We start from the raw sequence: 15959 nt of genomic DNA on the forward strand, positions 1-15959 counted from the left end.
GAACTACTCATCAAAAATCAGGTTCCTCAACTCGCCCTGCAGGGGTCAACTTTGCTAACGGGCACTGGACTCAACTCACCTTGACACGCAGGGGGTCGGCGGCGCCGACAGGTCGGACGCGGATCGGATCGGGGAGACAGTGAACGGACCTTGATTGCATACAAAAAGCCTCGGAACGCGAATCGCGGCCGAAGCTTCATCACCATTATCTCACGGAATCGGGATCTGCACCCCCACCCCCTCGCGACTGACGGTCCTCAGTGCGCTCGGAGTTCGCACACTCGCATCCGTCCGCAGGCAGGAAGGCACCGTGGACGAGGACCGGCACGACGGCGGAGGCATTGTGCGTAGCGGCGATGCTGACGTGCCTGCCGAAGCCATTGCCGTCCATACCCCGTGGGCGACGAGCGCGGACAGGACGGCGCCAGCCCCGAACTGGTCCTCCAGCGCGGGACGCAAGGAGTCATCGAAACTCCAGCGCTCCCCCGCCGCGATCACCGCGACCGAACGACCCGCCTCAACCGCGCGAAGCAACCTGCCGGAGCCAGCGAGGCCCGAGCCACACCAGCCTTCTGCCGCGGGGTGTTCCGCTGGTTATCGAGAAATGATCACCTGCGTGACATCGACAGAGACAGCCCCTCGAGCGGGGACAAGCACACGGCAGTCCGACGTGCTCGCCGGGTACGCATGTCGTAAACGGCTGAAGGCCTGCCCGGTTGTTACCGTGAAACAGCCGGAGCCGACGTTTGTGGGAAACCGCGTGTGGTGGCAGCCAACCGCTGAGCGGTGTCCGGCGTCTGACGGGGGGAAACGGCCGAGCGGGAACGAGAACGGCGACACGACGAGAGACGAGACGGGGTATTCGCAGTGCCTAAGCCGATCGGGGGCGCCAAGCACTATGTCCCAGGACTGGACGGACTTCGGACGATCGCGGTTGCCTTGGTGATCGCCTATCACCTGCACGTCCCCCACGCCGGCGGCGGCCTGCTCGGCGTCGGGATCTTCTTTACACTCTCGGGATTTCTCATCACCTCGATCCTGCTTTCCGGGGCACAGCAGCGTGGCTGGGAGCTGCGCAGCTTTTGGGTGCGGCGGGCTCGCCGACTGCTGCCGGCAGTCGTCCTGCTGCTGATCGTGACGATGGTCGCGACGGTGATCCGGCGGCCGGGTGAAACCGGCACCTGGGGCGTCGAGGCACTCGCGGCGCTGTTCTACGTCGCCAACTGGCACACGATCCTGGCCGGTGACTCCTATTTCGCGCGGTTCAACACCGGCCCCTTCGACCACCTCTGGTCGTTATCGGTCGAGGAGCAGTTCTACCTGGTCTGGCCGCTGCTGCTCGTCGCCTTGTGGTTGCTGACCCGCCGTCGCACCCGGATCATGGCGGTGATTGCAGCCCTGCTGGCCGCAGCCTCCTTCGTCGAACTGTCCATGTTGGCCAAGTCCGGCTTCGACACCACTCGCGCCTACGAGGGCACCGACACCCGGATGGGCGGGCTGCTCGTGGGCGCCGCGCTGGCCTTGTGGTTGCACGGCCGCCGCGACCGGCTGCCTGACCACCGTCGCGCGATCGACATCGGCGGGGTCCTCGGCCTCGTCGTGATCGGTGTGCTCGTCAGCCAGACCACCGAATACGACCTGTCCACCTACCGTTTCGGGCTGCTGGCGTTGTCCGTAGCGACCGGCGCCGTGCTGCTCGCGATCAGCACGCCCGGCAGTGTCCTGGGCCGCATTCTCGGTTTGCGACCGCTGACCTGGTTGGGCGAGCGCTCCTACGGGATCTACCTGTGGCACCTGCCGATCCTGGTCTTCATGCCGACCAACGGCGCGCTGGCGGGTGGCCTGGCGCACGGTGCGGCGGTCGTCATACTGACCGTGCTCATCTCTGCTCTGTCGTGGCGGTATGTCGAAGACCCGATCCGCGCCCTGGGGCTGCGTGCGGCGCTTCGCCGACGTGGCACCTCGGTGGTGGAGCAGATCCTCCCGCCCGAGCCGGCCATTGACACCAATGCTCCCGCGGCGCCGCTGCCCGGGCAGATTCCCGGTGCGATCCGGCTGCCGCTGTACCCGCGACCAGGCGTCGCGATGGACCGCAACAACACCAGACCCGTTCCCGCTCCGGCACCGGTCATTGCTCAGCCGGTCATCACGACCCCGGCCGATATCAACCGGGCGCGGGTTCTGTCGCGCCGGCTCAACGTGCGAGTCGGCGGTGCGATGGTGGGCGCACTGGCAGTGGCCGTGATGGTGGTGCCGCAAGCGCTGCCGCTGAACCTCATGGCTGCCAGCGACGCCGCCGCGGCTCCCGCGATCCCCACCCCACGCCCCAGCCGTGCCGCCACGTCGCCCGGGTCGACACCGACCGGCGGCGCGACGTCGTCGGGCAGCGGTTCGGCCAGCCCCTCGGCGATCCCGTCGGTCGCTATCGGCGGGCCGGGCGCGCTGCAGTCATCTTGCACTCATGTCGTGCATGTCGGGGACTCCACCTCAGAGGGGCTGCTGGGCAACTCCTACATCCCCAACCCCGCGCAGCAATACCCGCAGCAATTGCGCGACGTCGGCGTCACGTCATACACCCCGGAGATCTCCGGTGGGCGGTCGATCGTCGAGACCCTCAACGGTCAGGCCAACGCAGCGACCGTAGTGCGGCAACAGATCGCCGCGGGCTACCACGGCTGCTGGGTCTTCGCCCTCGGCACCAACGACACCGCCGACCAGGCCGCCGGCGGGAATGTCCCACTGGCGCAACGGATCTCACGCCTCATGCAACTCGTCGGCTCCGATGACGTGCTGTGGGTCAACGTGCGAGTGCACAACCCGAGCAACCCGGCGTACTCCGAGTCGAATATGCAGAAGTGGAACAAGGCGCTACTGGACGCATGCAAGAGGTACCCCACGATGCGCGTCGCGAACTGGGCCGACCAGGTGCAGGACAAGTGGTTCATCAGCGACGGCATCCACTTCACGACACCCGGGTACATCGCGCGTGCGCACGACATTGCCCAAGCCCTCGCGGTGGCCTTCCCCAAGGGTGGCCACTCGCCGTCCCAGTGCCTCGTCCAAGGGGCGCCGACCCCAACGCCCTGACCACGCAGCTATCGATCCATTCGCGCGGTCTCGGCAGGGACTCCGGCCTCGACCCGGTCGTACACACCCTGGACCTGGTCGAGAAGGTCCGCGCCGACCGGCGTCCGCGTGGACGGCTGCACTGCGGCGGTCACACCGCGCCGCAGCCGGGAAAGAAAGGAGTTCGCTCACTCGCATCCGCCCGCAGGCTGAAAGGCCCCGTCGACGAGCACCGGAACGACGGCGGACGCATTCAGCGCGGCAGCGACGTCGACGTCAGTGCCGAAGCCGAGACTGTCCAGCTCCCGACCGCCGACGCAGTCGTGCAAGCGCTCGACGAGTCTGCCTGCATTGACGTCGAAGAGCTCCGCTGCTGCCCACGCTTCCGGGCTGAACCTGTCGCCATACCCGAGGGCGACGAGCGCGGAGAGAATGGCGCCCGCCCCGAGGTGGTCCTCCAGCGCGGGACGCAAGGAATCGTCGAAACGCCAGCGCTCCCCCGCCGCGATCACCGCGACCGAACAACCCGCCCCAACCGCGGGGGCGAGCCAGTCGGCAACCGCCTGCGCGTTGCGCAGACATCCGATCGACACCGTCGAGTCGCCCTCCAAGAGCGTGGCGGCGATCGTGGAGCCGTTCGGCGATGGCAACACCAGCCGAGGGATCGGCTCGCAGGCGAGCAGGCCTGCGGGCGAAAGCGACGGGGCCGATGCTGCGTCATACGTCATGGATTCCAGCCTGCCGACAGCAAGTATGGCGCCACGTGCCGTCGCAAACTCCTGCGCCCGCGCACCTTTCCACGGGTATGGGAAGACGCGCATCCCGCGTTCGACGGCCACCGTGACGGATGTCGAGAAGCTCAGCACGTCGACCACGACCGCAACATCGGCACGCGTTGCCCGCGCCCCGACCGGACCCCACTCGAGTCGTATGCCGAAGTCGCCCTGCCCGAACAGATCCGCCACAGCGCAGGAACCTATCCGATCGCGCCGGAACATCGAGTCCCCGCCGGTGGTTGACGCTGTCATGAACACTCCCGACGGGCGGATCACAGCGCCCAATGGCGTCATCTCCATCGAGCCGATCGGCCGCACGGTTCGTGCGACGCTCGGCAGCGAGACCATCGTGGATTCCGCCCACGGCATCCGGCTGCTGGAGAAGGACCACGAACCGGTCTACTACTTCCCGCTGGCAGACGTTCCCTCCCGTTTCCTGCGGCCGAGCACGACGCACACCGTGTGCCCGCGCAAGGGGAAAGCCGACTACTTCGACCTCGTCGTGGGTGACACTGTCATACCCGATGCGGTGTGGACCTACCCGGAGCACTACGACGACGCACTGGACCTGGCGGGTTATGCGTCGATCTACTGGGACCGAGCCGACGCGTGGTATGAGGACGGCCAGCAGATCGCCGCCCCGTCGAACGGCTGATTCGGCGCATCCTGGCCGACCGCTCAGTCGTCCCCTTTCGAAGTCGTCAGCTTCGCCCAATTCCCTTCGGACACAACACGAATCGCGTCGCCGTCGATGACGATCGCCGTCTGGTCATCCATTGCGTATGCCGGGGCGGAGATGCTCGCCGCCCAGGCTTCCGCCTCGGCCAGGGAGTTGCCTGGCATGCCGTCGTCCGCCAGGTGCGGGCAGATCGAGAAGTCGACGAGCCCGAGGGTGCTGGTGTCGCCGCTCGGCGGGCGCCACTGGATGAAGTCCTCGCCAACCTCGGGTGTCATCACCATGCTCCCGGCGCTCAGACCGACCCACACGGTGTCGTCCAGTTCCGGCAGCAGGCCGGCCAGGCCGGATTCACGCATCCAGTGGCACAGGTAGAGCACGTCACCTCCGGCGGCCAGCAGCACATCCGCGGCACGGATCGGCGGAACCCAGGCCTCTTCGGGCAGGCTCGGCAACGCGGTCAACTCCAGCAAACCGACCGACTGCCAGCCCAATTCGACCATCGGATTCGGCGATCGACCGGCGACGAACCCCCACGCCTTGGTGCCCGGTCCGACCGAGGGATGGCCGTACATCGCGGTGGGGATGCACAACGCTGTGGACTCCTCGATCGGCTTGCCCAGCAGTTCGATCAACGCGGTCCGGATGCTGTCGTTGCTAACTCCGCCGGACGTCAGCAGCAGCTTCACGAATCTTCCGCATCGAGACGAGCGGCGACGGCGGCGGGAAAGCCGCCGGTGGCGATCGGGCCCCAGCGCTTCGGGGTGATCCGGATCAGCGACTTACCCTGCACGCGCATCGCGGCGCGGTATTCGTCCCAGTCCGGGTGCTCACCAGAGATGCTGCGGAAGTAGTCGACCAGCCCGTCCTCCGCCTCCGGCATGTCGAGCACTTCCGCGGTGCCGTCGACCTGCACCCACGCGCCGCCGAAGTCGTCGGAGAGCACGCAGACGCTGACGTGCGAATTCCGTTTGAGGTTCACTGTTTTCGCGCGCCCGGGGTATGTCGAGACGACGATCCTGCCTGCGTCGTCGACACCGGCGGTCACTGGCGACAACTGCGGCGACCCGTCGGCACGGGTGGTCAGCAACACCGCGTGGTGTCGGGTGCGTGCGAAGTCGAGCAGATCGGCGAGCGGAACGGTGGACGCGGTTGCGATCGTTCGGGGCATGCTCGTGAGCCTATCCGGGTCGAGCGGGCTTGCAGTGGCTCTTCGCCGCCGACGCAGCCAGTTCGATCGCGTGTCTCGTGCTCGTCGCCGGATGGTTGCCGAGAACGCCGCCGCCTCCGGTGCAGCAGGAACTCGGCACGTCTCGATCGGCGTGGAAGGACGGGCGGCTGTGGCTGCTGATGACCACGGGCACTCTTTTCGCCACGGTGTACATGCTGATCCCGATGGCGATGCCGCTGGCACTCGCGGCGACCGGTCGGCCGGCGTCCGACGCCGGACTGCTCAGCGCACTGGGCACCCTGATCACGATCGCTGCGCAGCCGTTGATGCGGCGCAGCGAGAACATCACCAGCCGGATCGTCGCTGGATACCTTCTCTTGGCTGCCGGGCTGGCAGTTGCCGGACTCCACCCCGCAATGACCGGGTACGTCGGTGCCACCATCATCATCGCGGCCGGTGACACGTTGCTGGTGGGGTACACCTACACACTCGTGGCAGCGATCGCACCAGCCGGATCCAGGGCCCGCTACTTCGCTGTCTACGGCCTCACCTGGGGAGTCGCGTTGACCGTTGGCCCACCTGCGATCGGCACACTGGTCCGCCACGGATTCGCCGAGTTCTGGCTCGTCTGCGCCGCGGCAATGTGTGCCACGGGCCTGGGACAACTTCTCGTCAATCGGATGATCCGACCGCGCCCTTGCGCGTGATCTGGAGCGCGCTCCGGGGAAGACGCCGCGTGCCACGAACATCTGGACCATGTGCGCGCCGAACTGGATGGCGGCGAACCGTGGCCGGACACGCCCCTACCGTGCTGAACCGACCGTGACCTCAGGCCGCCGCCCCGCCGTCGTGCAGCGGGAGCACGGCAACAGTCTCGTGCCGCGGGCGGGCGTGCGGCCCCTCCCCCAGGTATGACGCGACCAGCTCCACGGTATCCACCCGCCACGAGTCACTGGCGAACGTGTCGAGCACCTGCAGCCAGCGACGAGCGTCGATCGGCCGGCGCTGACGTGCCACGCTGAGGTGTCCGACGAAGCGCTGACCGTCCGGGGTCGCACCGACGGAGTTCGCGGCGTGCCGCACACCGGTCGCCAGCGCGGTCAGGTCGACGCTCGGCCGGAGCCACAACGCCTTTGCCGCGACAGCATCCGGGAACGCGCCTGCGCCCGACAGTTGTAGATCGAATGCATCGTGCCGCACCGCGGTCCGTGCCAGTGCAGCGACAAGATCGTCCTGACGGTGATCCGGCACAGCGGCCAAGAACGCGAGCGTGAGATGCCACTGCTCCGGATCGATCCAGGTCATGCCGCCGCGCGGAGCCAGGAAATCGGCGAGTTGCTCGCGCACCTCCTCGGACGGGCGGATCGCGACGAACATCCGGGTCGTCGCGGTCATTCGCCGCCCTGCGCCGGCGACTCGAGCGACACGTTCGCGGTCGTCACGGTGGCCGCGGACTTCCCGGGAGCTCGCTGCTCACCCCAGTAGAGGTTGGTGTGCGCGATCACCAGATCCGGGGTGGGAGCGCCATACGCCGACAGGTCCTCGGTGGTGTGCGCATCGCTCACGAGGGTCACGTCATACCCCCTGGCGAAGGCGCCGTGGATGGTCGACCGGACGCACATGTCGGTCTGCGCACCCGCCACCACGAGATGGCCCACACCGGCGTGGGCGAGCACCTGCTCCAGGTCGGTGCCCTCGAACGAGTCGCCATAGGTCTTCTCGACCAGCGGCTCGGAGTCGTCGCGGGACAACTCGTGAGCCAATTGCCACTCGGGAGAACCCTGTTGAAGCCCGCCGTCGTGATGCTGCACCCACACGACGGGAACGTTCTCGGACCGGGCACGGTCGATAAGCGACTGCACGTTGGCGACGACTTCGTCGCGTTGGTGTGCCCCTGCGACGACGCCCTCTTGCACGTCGATCACCAGCAGGGCGGTCTCGGGTCGGTCGGTCAGCGTGGTCATGACAGCTCCTTCGTAGGCATAGACAGGACGTTAGCCGCGAGGTCTGACAGGCGTGGGCGACAATCGACACTGTGCAGTGCGACTACTACGACGCCGGGGTCTGCCGGTCGTGCACCCTGATGGGCCGGCCGTATGACGCACAAATGCACGATCTCCAGCACGCCGTCGCGACCGTGCTGGCCCCTCATGTCGCCGAATCGTGTTGGACTGCACCGGCATACGGCCCGGAGTCGCACTTCCGCAACAAGGCGAAACTCGTCGTCGGCGGCACCCGCACCGCGCCGACGTTCGGCATCCTGGGCGGCGACGGCACCGGGGTCGACCTGCGCGACTGCGGTCTCTACGAGCCGGGCCTCCACGACGCGGTGCACCGCCTGGCGCGCTTCGTCATCGGACTCGGCCTGACGCCGTATGACGTGCCGCGCCGCAGCGGCGAACTGAAGCACCTGATCGTCACGCACTCACCGGACGGCGAGATCATGGTCCGCTTCGTGATGCGCTCCCCCGGCCAGCTGCGGCGGCTGCGGGACGCACTCCCGGACCTGCTGGACGCGGTGCCCGGGACGAGAGTTGTCTCGGTCAACCTGCTGCCGGAGCATCGGGCCGCTCTCGAAGGCGACCAAGAGGTGTTCCTCACCGACGAGGAGACGCTGCCGATGCGAGTGAACGGCATTCGGCTGCACTTGCGGCCGCGCAGCTTCTTCCAGACCAACACCACGGTTGCCGGGATGCTCTATCGGCAAGCGCAGGAATGGATTTCACCGGCCGCGCCGTCCAGCGTGCTGGATCTCTTCTGTGGCGTCGGCGGGTTTGCGCTGGGTGCTGCGACAGCGCTCTGCGACCCCGGAGCCAGCGTGCGCGGGGTCGAGATCTCGGCCGACGCGGTGGCGAGTGCGCGGCTGAGCGCTGCGGAGCTGCCGGGACGGGAAGCACTGGGCGACATACGATTCCAGGCCGGTGATGCGACCGCTGCATTGGCCGAAGGCGCCGACCTGGTCATCGTGAACCCGCCACGACGCGGCATCGGGGCACTCGCGCGGCAGCTCGAAGAATCCGACGTGCCGCACATCCTCTACTCCAGTTGCAACGCGAAGACCCTGGCCGCCGACCTACAGGCGATGCCGTCGCTGCGCGTCACGCGTGCCAGGCTGTTCGACATGTTCCCGCAGACCCGGCACCACGAGGTGCTGCTCTGGCTCGAACGATGAGGTTCCGCCGAGACGGCGCACCGGGCAATGCAGCTCCTGCGCCTATGCCGCGCGAGGTCTGGGTGCTGGTGTCCGCCGGCTTCGTGATCGCCCTCGGCTACGGCGTCGTGGCGCCGGCGCTGCCCGAATTCGCCGCCAGCTTCGGCGTCGATCTGACCGCGGCGTCGGCCATCGTGTCCGCCTTCGCCGTCATGCGGCTGGTCTTCGCACCGACCAGCGGCAGGCTGGTCACCCGCTTCGGCGAACGACCGATGTATCTCCTTGGCGTCTTCATCGTCGCCCTCTCCACGCTCGCTGCCGCGCTCGCCCAAACTTATTGGCAACTCATGCTTTTCCGCGGCTTGGGCGGCGTCGGATCGGTCATGTTCTCGGTCGCGGCGCTCGGCCTGCTGATCCGCATTTCACCACCGGCGATACGCGGGCGAGTCTCCGGGCTGTATTCGTCGAGCTTCGTGCTCGGCAGCATCACCGGCCCGGTGCTCGGCGGCGCGCTCGTCGGCTTCGGCCTGCGCGTGCCGTTCGTCGTGTATGCCGTGACACTCTTCGCCGCGATCACCGTCGTCCACCTGCAGTTGCGGCACAGCACACTTGGTCAGTTGGACGGATCGACGAAGGTCGCGGTGATGCCGCTGCCGTCGGCACTACGCATCGGCGCCTACCGGTCGGCGGTCGCCACCGCAGCCATCTTCGGCTGGGTCTACGCGATGCGGGTGTCCCTCGTTCCGCTCTACTTCGCGCGCGTCCTGCACCAGCATGTGGGCATCGCCGGGCTGGCACTCGCGACCTACGCGTGCGGAGATGTGATCGCGATGATGCCGGCCGGACGCCTCTCGGACCGCATCGGCCGCCGCCCGTTGATCGTCGCCGGTATGACGATCCTCGCGCTCGCCACCCTCACCCTCGCATTCACCCACAGCGTCGCGATCGCGTTCGCCTCCACCCTGATCGGCGGCATCGGCACGGGCATGGTCAGTCCGTCCCAGCAGGCCGTGCTCGCCGACGTGATGTACGGGCACGGCCGCGGCGGTCCGGTCCTGGTCACCTACCAGATGAGCCAGGACCTCGGCACGGTGATCGGCCCCGTCGCCGGCGGCTTCCTCGCGCAGGAGTGGGGCTTCCCGACCGCATTCACGGTCACCGCACTCCTCGCGGCTGTTGCCGCTGCGGCGTGGCTGACGACCCGGGATTCGCTCGTCATACGCGCGGCCTAGCGAGTGACGGTCTCCCCGCCGAGCGACGGCGAAATTGCGCCGTCGCTCGCCGAAGAAGCCGTCACTCGCGGAAATTGGGGTGGCGGAGTCTCCGGATCAGGACGCCGAGCACCGCGATGCCGGCGAGTGCCGCGACAGCCTGCTTCCAGTAGAGCTTCGCCATCACCGGCAGAACCGTCGTGCCGAGGTCGAGGGCGTCGTCCGTGGGCTCGGCGCGTGTGGCGGCGGGCGCCGGTGTGGGTGCAGGCGTCGGCGTGACCACGGCCGGTTCGGGCTCAGTCTCGTCGACGCCTCCCGCCTCCGCCGCAGGTTCGGACTCGGCAGTCCCGCCGTCGGAACCCACCTTCTGCTGCAGGCAGTCGACGAACTGCCCGAGTAGCTTGTCGGACACGTCCTGGATGACGCCGCGCCCGAACTGGGCGGGCTTGCCGGTGATCGACAGATCGGTGACCACCTCGACCCGGGTGCCCTCGTCCACGGCGGTCATCGTCGCCGTCACGAGCGCACCGGCAGTGCCGTTGCCTCGCCGGTCCTTGCCCTTGGCGTCGATCACCATCCGATGAGCTTCCTCATCACGCTCGGTGAACGTGCCAGTTCCCTTGTAAACCAACGCGATCGGGCCGAGTTTGACCTTGACGGTGCCCTCGAATGAGTCGCCGCTCGCCGAGGTGATCTGCGCACCCGGGAAGCACTCGGCGACCGATTCGATGTCCTGAAAGGCCACCCAGGTCTCGTCGACCCCGGCCGGCACGGTGAAGGAATGTGTCAGATCCATCTGTTCATCCTGTCGCAGCCGTCAACACCGCGCGCCGGGTGAGCACCCGTGCCAGGTGTCTGCGGTAGTCGGCGTCGCCGTTGAGGTCGGCCGGTGGGCTGGTGCCGTCGGCGACGCTGCTGACCGCGTCACGTATGGCGTCCTCGGTGGCGGGGCGTCCGCGCAACAGTTCCTCCACCGCGGTCGCCCGCAGTGGCGTGGCTCCCATATTAGTGAGTGCGACCCGAGCCTCGGCAATGGTGCCGCCCTCGGCACGCACGGTCGCGGCGACGGCCACGATCGACCACTGCTGCGCGATCCGCACGAACTTCTCGTAGTGCGCGCCCCAGCCGGTGTGCTTCGGGATCCGGATCTCGGTGAGCAACTCGTCCTCGCCGATCGCCGTCTCGAAGAGGTCCACGAAGAAGTCTCCGGCATCCACCGTACGACGCCCGCCGCCCTGCTCGGCGATCACGAACTGCGCACCCAGGGCCAGCGCCGGAGCACCGACGTCACCCGCCGGATCGGCGTGCGCAAGCGCACCGCCGAAGGTGCCGCGGTTGCGCACCTGCGCGTCGGCGACGGTGCGCACCGCCTTGCTGACCAGAGCCGCATGCTGGGCGATCAGCGGGTCGGTGGCAACCGTCGCGTGGGTCGTCATGGCGCCGACCACGAGCGCGCCACCGTCGTCCCGCACGCCGCGCAAGGCGTCGATCCGGCCCAGATCGATAACGAATTCCGGTGCGTTGAGCCGCAATCGGAGCACCGGCAACAACGACTGGCCACCGGCGATGAGCTTCGCGTCCTCGCCGTGCTCTGCCAGCAGCGCCAGTGCCTCGTCGACGGTCGTCGGCGCGGCGTAGTCGAATGCTGCGGGAATCATGCGCCCGCTCCTTCCGTGGTGGTGCCGGTATCGCCGGCGCGAGCGGCGGCGATGGCCGCGTAGACCCTGGCCGGGGAGCACGGCATGACGATGTCCTCGACGCCGAACTGGCGGACCGCGTCCAGCACCGCGTTGACGACGGCGGGCGTCGAGGCGATCGTGCCGGCCTCCCCAACTCCCTTGGTGCCCAACGTGTTCGTCGTCGCGGGAGTGCTCGCGTGGTGCGCGTCGAAACTAATCAGGTCGGCCGCGCTTGGCACCAGATAGTCCACGAACGACCCGGACACCAGCGTGCCGGCGTCGTCGAAGACCGCGTCCTCGTAGAGCGCCTGGGCGATGCCTTGCGCGAGCCCGCCGTGCACCTGCCCCTCGACGATCAGCGGATTGACGATGGTGCCGACGTCGTCGACACAGGTGTACTTGCGCAGCCGCACCTGCCCGGTCTCGGTGTCCACCTCCACCGCGCACAGGTGGGTGCCGTGCGGATAGTTGAAGTTGATCGGGTCGTAGGTCGCCTCGGCGTCGATCGACGGCTCCATGCCGTCGGGCAGGTTGTGCGCGGTGAAGACGGCACCCGCAACCTCCTGGATGGTGACACCTGCGTCCGTGCCCTTGACCCCGAACCGGCCGCCCTGGAACTCGATGTCGTCGACCGCGGCTTCCAGCAGGTGCGCCGCCACCGGCTTCGCCTTCTCGACCACCTTGTCGGCTGCCTTGACCAGCGCCTCGCCGCCGACGACCAGCGACCGCGATCCGTAGGTGTCCAGTCCCTTCACCGAGACCTGGGTGTCACCGTGCAGGATCTCGACATCCTCGAAGGGGACGCCCAGCCGATCGGCGACGATCTGGCTGAACGCCGTCTCGTGCCCCTGCCCGTGCGCGCTGGTGCCGGTTGCCACCTCGACCTTGCCGGTGGCCAGCATCCGCACCGATGCGTGCTCCCAGCCGCCGGCCCCGTAGTCGAGCGAGCCCAGCACCCGCGACGGTGCCAGCCCGCACATCTCGGTGAAGGTGGAGATGCCGATGCCCAGCTGGACCGGGTCGCCGGCTGCGCGACGGCGCGCCTGCTCGGCGCGCAGCTCGTCGTACCCGAAGAACTTCTTGGCCGACGCAGTGGCGGCTTCGTAGTTGCCGGAGTCGTATTCGAGTCCGGCGACCGTGGTGAACGGGAACTCCTCGTGGGTGATCCAGTTCTTCTCCCGCAGTTCGAGTGGGTCCATCCCGAGCTCGTCGGCCAGGTCGCTCATCAGGCGTTCGATGGCGAAGGTGGCCTCCGGTCGGCCCGCGCCACGGTAGGCGTCGGTCCAGGTCTTGTTGGTGAGCACGGTCTGGCAGGCGAAGTGGTATGCCGGGATCTTGTAGATCGCGTTGAACATGAACGCACCCAGGACCGGCACCCCGCCGCCGACGATGGCGACATACGACCCGAGGTCGGCGGTGAGTTCGACCTTCAGCCCGGTGACCCGGCCGTCCTTCGTCGCCGCAAGCGTCAGCTTCTGCCACTGGTCGCGCCCGTGATGCGCGGCGATCATCGACTCGGATCTGGTCTCGGTGTACTTCACCGGCTTGTGCACCTGGCGCGCGATCCACCAGGCGAGCCATTCCTCCGGGGTGACCTGCAGCTTGCCGCCGAACCCGCCGCCCACGTCCGGCGCGATGACCCGGATCTTGTTCTCCGGCACACCCGTCGTCGCGGCGAGCGCGAACCGCACAATGTGCGGGACCTGGGTAGCGGACCACATCGTCAGCTGCTCGCCGGTCGGATCGACGACCACCGACCGCGGCTCCATGAAGGCGGGAATCAACCGGTTCTGCCGGTACTCCCGCTCAATGACCACGCCGTCGGCGCGGGCTGCCGTGATCGCATCCTCGACATTGCCGCCGGTGCCTGCCGCGGCCGAGTCGAATACCCACAACGCGGACTTGTTCGTGCCCAGATCCGGGTGCGCCAGTACGGTGTCCTGCACCGCCTCCTTCAGGTCGAGAGCCGCGGGGAGTTCGTCGTAGTCGACGTCGACCAGCTCGGCCGCATCACGGGCAGCAGCTGCGCTGCGAGCCACCACCACCGCTACGATCTCGCCGGCGAAGGTCACCCGGTCCGCTGCGAGCACCGGGTGCACCGGCGTCACCTGATCCGGGGTGATCGGCCAGGCGTTGATCAGGACACCGGCCGACTCGTCCAGGTCGGCCGCGGTGTAGACCGCCACCACGTTGGCGGCCGCCTTCGCCTCGGCGGCGTCGATCGAGGTGACCCGGGCGTGCGCGAACGGGCTGCGCACCATCGCCAGGTGCAGCATGCCGGGCAGCACGATGTTGTCGGTGTAGCGACTACTGCCGGTGATCAGCCGGCGGTCCTCCTTGCGGCGCCGGTCCCGGCCGATCTCAGCGGCCGGCCGGTCGGCGGTGACGGTCATTGCTCCTCTCCCTTCCCGGCGGCCGCGGCGGTCTGCACCGCGCGCACGATGTTGTGGTAGCCGGTGCACCGGCACAGGTTGCCCTCCAGGCCTTCCCGGATCTCGTCCTCGGTCGGGTCGGGGTTCTCGTTCAGCAGGTCGACCGAGCGCATGATCATCCCCGGCGTGCAGAACCCGCATTGCAACGCGTGACATTCGTGGAACGCCGCCTGCACCGGGTGCAGCTCGCCTCCGTCGTAGGTCGCCGCCAGTCCTTCGATGGTGGTGACCTCACCGCCGTCTGCCTGCACCGCCAGGACGTTGCAGGACTTGACCGCGCGACCGTCCAGATGCACGGTGCACGCGCCGCAGTTGCTGGTGTCACAACCGATGAGCGTGCCTGTCTTACCGAGCTTTTCGCGCAGGAACTGCACCAGCAGCATGCGCGGCTCCACGTCTTCGGAGACCGCGCCTCCGTCGACGGTGAGGTGGATCTTCGTCATGGTGGGCACCCTTCGATCGGCAGACTTCTGGCGTCAGCATCGAACCTAGGCGGCTGCGGGTTGGCGCCTGGTTGGCAAGGTCTACCTAATCCCCGGCAAGTTCCTCCCGCGCAGCGACGTCACCTGCGTGCGGCGGCGAGCCGGCCGCGCAGCAGCGGTATGGCGCGATGCCCACTCGTGCCGAGCCGGGCCAGACACGCCTCGAGAACCTGCACGTCATACGGGGCGATCTCGCTGTAGCCCAGGACGGCGTCCGGGTCGGGGTCGGCCAGCAGTGCCTCGCGGACCGCCACGGCGACTACCTCGGCGAGTTCGGTCAGCGCCGGTGAATTCGTGCCAGGCATCAGGTCCCCGCCGTATGCCGTGACGGCCGCCAGCACCTCACCCCGTTTCACTCGGTCCAGCACCTCGTCGACATCCACGACCACCGGAAGCATCAGCCGGTAGGGCCGCGACGAGATTGCGCCGCCGAGGGTCGAACGCAGGTGGGAGACTTCGGATTTCAGCGTGGAGACGCTGACCGCGGAGTCGCCGTAGACCAGGGCGTGCAGGCGTTCGAGCGACAACCCCTCCGGGTGCAGCGCGAGCAACGCAAGGATCTCGGTCTGCCGCCGGTTCAGCAGCAGCCGCCTGCCGTCGAGCCGGGCTTCGGCGGCACCGAGCAGCGTGAGTGACAGGCCGTGCTCGACCGGTGGCGGCCCGAACCGCGGATGCTGACGCGTGTCGGGCAGCGCGCTCTCGATCAGCCGCGCCATCATCCGGGCGGTCGCCAGCCCGATCGGGTGTGCGCGGTCCCAGGTGGTCGACAGGTCGATGACGCCGAGCCGTTCGCCTGTGGCCGGATCATGCAGCGGAGCCGCCCAGCAGACCCAGTTGTGCACGATCGGCGCGAAGTGCTCCGCGGAGAACACCGTGGCCGGCGCATCGAGCCGTGCGGCCAGGTCCAGTGCGTTCGTGCCGACGCTGGTGTCGTCCCAGCGGCCACCGGCCACGAAATTGACGGCCTCGGCCTTGCGGCGCATGACCCGCCCGCCATACGTCCACAGAATGCGCGCCTGAGTGTCGGTCACGGCGAGCACCAGATCGCCGTCCGCCGCGCTGCGGCGCAACTCATCCGCGACCGCCGACACAGCGGCCTGCAGCGGTGAGCCCTGCCAGAAAGCAGCGGTGTCGCCCTCGTCGGCGAGCGGCGCACTCACCACTTCCAGCGCCGAACCCTGCGCCGACCGCCGCCAGCTGGACAGGATCTCCGGACGGACCGGCACGGACTCATTGCCCTCGGTGACGAACGCGACCCAGGCGCGCACCGCAGCCATGCGGCGGTCGCGAAGCGTTGCGACACCGTCGTCCACGG

15 protein-coding genes are annotated in these 15959 nt (G+C 68.2%); 5 read left to right on the top strand and 10 right to left on the bottom strand.

The window, feature by feature from the left end:
* Positions 1-867 precede the first annotated feature (867 nt).
* Positions 868-3087, top strand: coding sequence for an acyltransferase family protein (locus EFY87_RS08010; RefSeq protein ID WP_123270962.1), 2220 nt, complete (start codon positions 868-870; stop codon positions 3085-3087).
* Positions 3088-3254: 167 nt separating this feature from the next.
* Here EFY87_RS08010 and EFY87_RS08015 read toward each other — a convergent pair whose 3' ends face one another.
* Positions 3255-4094 (bottom strand): 2-phosphosulfolactate phosphatase, encoded by an 840-nt coding sequence (locus EFY87_RS08015; RefSeq protein ID WP_245988540.1) that lies wholly within the window; start codon positions 4092-4094, stop codon positions 3255-3257.
* Here EFY87_RS08015 and EFY87_RS08020 point away from each other — a divergent pair.
* Positions 4093-4497 carry a DUF427 domain-containing protein gene (locus tag EFY87_RS08020; protein ID WP_158607550.1) on the top strand — a complete coding sequence of 135 codons (405 nt, stop codon included), beginning with the start codon at positions 4093-4095 and terminating at the stop codon, positions 4495-4497. The genes EFY87_RS08015 and EFY87_RS08020 overlap by 2 nt on opposite strands.
* A 23-nt stretch (positions 4498-4520) precedes the next feature.
* Here the strand turns inward: EFY87_RS08020 and EFY87_RS08025 are convergent, their stop codons facing one another.
* Together EFY87_RS08025 and EFY87_RS08030 are read right to left on the bottom strand one after the other, a co-directional pair.
* Positions 4521-5207, bottom strand: coding sequence for a Type 1 glutamine amidotransferase-like domain-containing protein (locus EFY87_RS08025; RefSeq protein WP_123270963.1), 687 nt, complete (start codon positions 5205-5207; stop codon positions 4521-4523).
* Positions 5204-5689, bottom strand: coding sequence for a PPOX class F420-dependent oxidoreductase (locus tag EFY87_RS08030; protein ID WP_123270964.1), 486 nt, complete (start codon positions 5687-5689; stop codon positions 5204-5206). Before EFY87_RS08030 ends, EFY87_RS08025 begins: the two co-directional genes overlap by 4 nt.
* Positions 5690-5718: 29 nt before the next feature.
* Between EFY87_RS08030 and EFY87_RS08035 the strand changes: the two genes are divergently transcribed.
* Positions 5719-6396 (top strand): MFS transporter, encoded by a 678-nt coding sequence (locus EFY87_RS08035; protein WP_123270965.1) that lies wholly within the window; start codon positions 5719-5721, stop codon positions 6394-6396.
* Positions 6397-6517: 121 nt separating this feature from the next.
* On the opposite strand, the gene thpR is transcribed toward EFY87_RS08035, so the two are convergent.
* Both thpR and EFY87_RS08045 read right to left on the bottom strand, forming a co-directional pair.
* Entirely contained in the window at positions 6518-7084 is a 567-nt protein-coding gene (gene thpR / locus EFY87_RS08040) for an RNA 2',3'-cyclic phosphodiesterase (protein WP_123270966.1), read from the bottom strand.
* Positions 7081-7653: a cysteine hydrolase family protein gene (locus tag EFY87_RS08045; protein WP_123270967.1), complete on the bottom strand. Its 573-nt coding sequence runs from the start codon at positions 7651-7653 to the stop codon at positions 7081-7083. Before EFY87_RS08045 ends, thpR begins: the two co-directional genes overlap by 4 nt.
* Before the next feature lie 71 nt (positions 7654-7724).
* Between EFY87_RS08045 and EFY87_RS08050 the strand changes: the two genes are divergently transcribed.
* Together EFY87_RS08050 and EFY87_RS08055 are read left to right on the top strand one after the other, a co-directional pair.
* The gene (locus EFY87_RS08050; RefSeq protein ID WP_123270968.1) at positions 7725-8861 is read left to right on the top strand and encodes a methyltransferase domain-containing protein; all 1137 of its coding nucleotides are present in this window, start codon (positions 7725-7727) and stop codon (positions 8859-8861) included.
* Positions 8858-10072, top strand: a complete 1215-nt coding sequence (locus EFY87_RS08055; protein ID WP_123270969.1) for an MFS transporter — start codon at positions 8858-8860, stop codon at positions 10070-10072. The genes EFY87_RS08050 and EFY87_RS08055 overlap by 4 nt, the downstream gene beginning before the upstream one ends.
* Before the next feature lie 61 nt (positions 10073-10133).
* Here EFY87_RS08055 and EFY87_RS08060 read toward each other — a convergent pair whose 3' ends face one another.
* The 5 genes from EFY87_RS08060 to EFY87_RS08080 form a co-directional block, all read right to left on the bottom strand.
* A complete protein-coding gene (locus tag EFY87_RS08060; protein WP_123270970.1) occupies positions 10134-10847 on the bottom strand; it encodes an SRPBCC family protein in 714 nt (237 codons plus the stop codon).
* 4 nt (positions 10848-10851) lie between these two features.
* Complete coding sequence (locus EFY87_RS08065; RefSeq protein ID WP_123270971.1) at positions 10852-11709, bottom strand: FAD binding domain-containing protein; 858 nt, start codon at positions 11707-11709, stop codon at positions 10852-10854.
* Complete coding sequence (locus EFY87_RS08070; protein WP_123270972.1) at positions 11706-14123, bottom strand: xanthine dehydrogenase family protein molybdopterin-binding subunit; 2418 nt, start codon at positions 14121-14123, stop codon at positions 11706-11708. The genes EFY87_RS08065 and EFY87_RS08070 overlap by 4 nt, the downstream gene beginning before the upstream one ends.
* Complete coding sequence (locus tag EFY87_RS08075) at positions 14120-14605, bottom strand: (2Fe-2S)-binding protein (protein WP_123270973.1); 486 nt, start codon at positions 14603-14605, stop codon at positions 14120-14122. The genes EFY87_RS08070 and EFY87_RS08075 overlap by 4 nt, the downstream gene beginning before the upstream one ends.
* Positions 14606-14724: 119 nt before the next feature.
* Positions 14725-15957, bottom strand: coding sequence for a helix-turn-helix domain-containing protein (locus EFY87_RS08080; RefSeq protein ID WP_220093561.1), 1233 nt, complete (start codon positions 15955-15957; stop codon positions 14725-14727).
* Between the last annotated feature and the right edge of the window lie 2 nt (positions 15958-15959).

Source organism: Flexivirga caeni (genome assembly GCF_003724155.1).
In the GTDB taxonomy this organism is placed as follows: Bacteria; Actinomycetota; Actinomycetes; order Actinomycetales; family Dermatophilaceae; genus Flexivirga; species Flexivirga caeni.

What these genes read in the sequence shown, in the direction of transcription:
- EFY87_RS08015 (WP_245988540.1), bottom strand. Translation starts at nt 4,094, where the DNA reads ATGACAGCGTCAACCACCGGCGGGGACTCGATGTTCCGGCGCGATCGG.
- EFY87_RS08065 (WP_123270971.1), bottom strand. Translation starts at nt 11,709, where the DNA reads ATGATTCCCGCAGCATTCGACTACGCCGCGCCGACGACCGTCGACGAG.
- EFY87_RS08020 (WP_158607550.1), top strand. Translation starts at nt 4,093, where the DNA reads ATGAACACTCCCGACGGGCGGATCACAGCGCCCAATGGCGTCATCTCC.
- thpR (WP_123270966.1), bottom strand. Translation starts at nt 7,084, where the DNA reads ATGACCGCGACGACCCGGATGTTCGTCGCGATCCGCCCGTCCGAGGAG.
- EFY87_RS08055 (WP_123270969.1), top strand. Translation starts at nt 8,858, where the DNA reads ATGAGGTTCCGCCGAGACGGCGCACCGGGCAATGCAGCTCCTGCGCCT.
- EFY87_RS08030 (WP_123270964.1), bottom strand. Translation starts at nt 5,689, where the DNA reads ATGCCCCGAACGATCGCAACCGCGTCCACCGTTCCGCTCGCCGATCTG.
- EFY87_RS08045 (WP_123270967.1), bottom strand. Translation starts at nt 7,653, where the DNA reads ATGACCACGCTGACCGACCGACCCGAGACCGCCCTGCTGGTGATCGAC.
- EFY87_RS08060 (WP_123270970.1), bottom strand. Translation starts at nt 10,847, where the DNA reads ATGGATCTGACACATTCCTTCACCGTGCCGGCCGGGGTCGACGAGACC.
- EFY87_RS08075 (WP_123270973.1), bottom strand. Translation starts at nt 14,605, where the DNA reads ATGACGAAGATCCACCTCACCGTCGACGGAGGCGCGGTCTCCGAAGAC.
- EFY87_RS08070 (WP_123270972.1), bottom strand. Translation starts at nt 14,123, where the DNA reads ATGACCGTCACCGCCGACCGGCCGGCCGCTGAGATCGGCCGGGACCGG.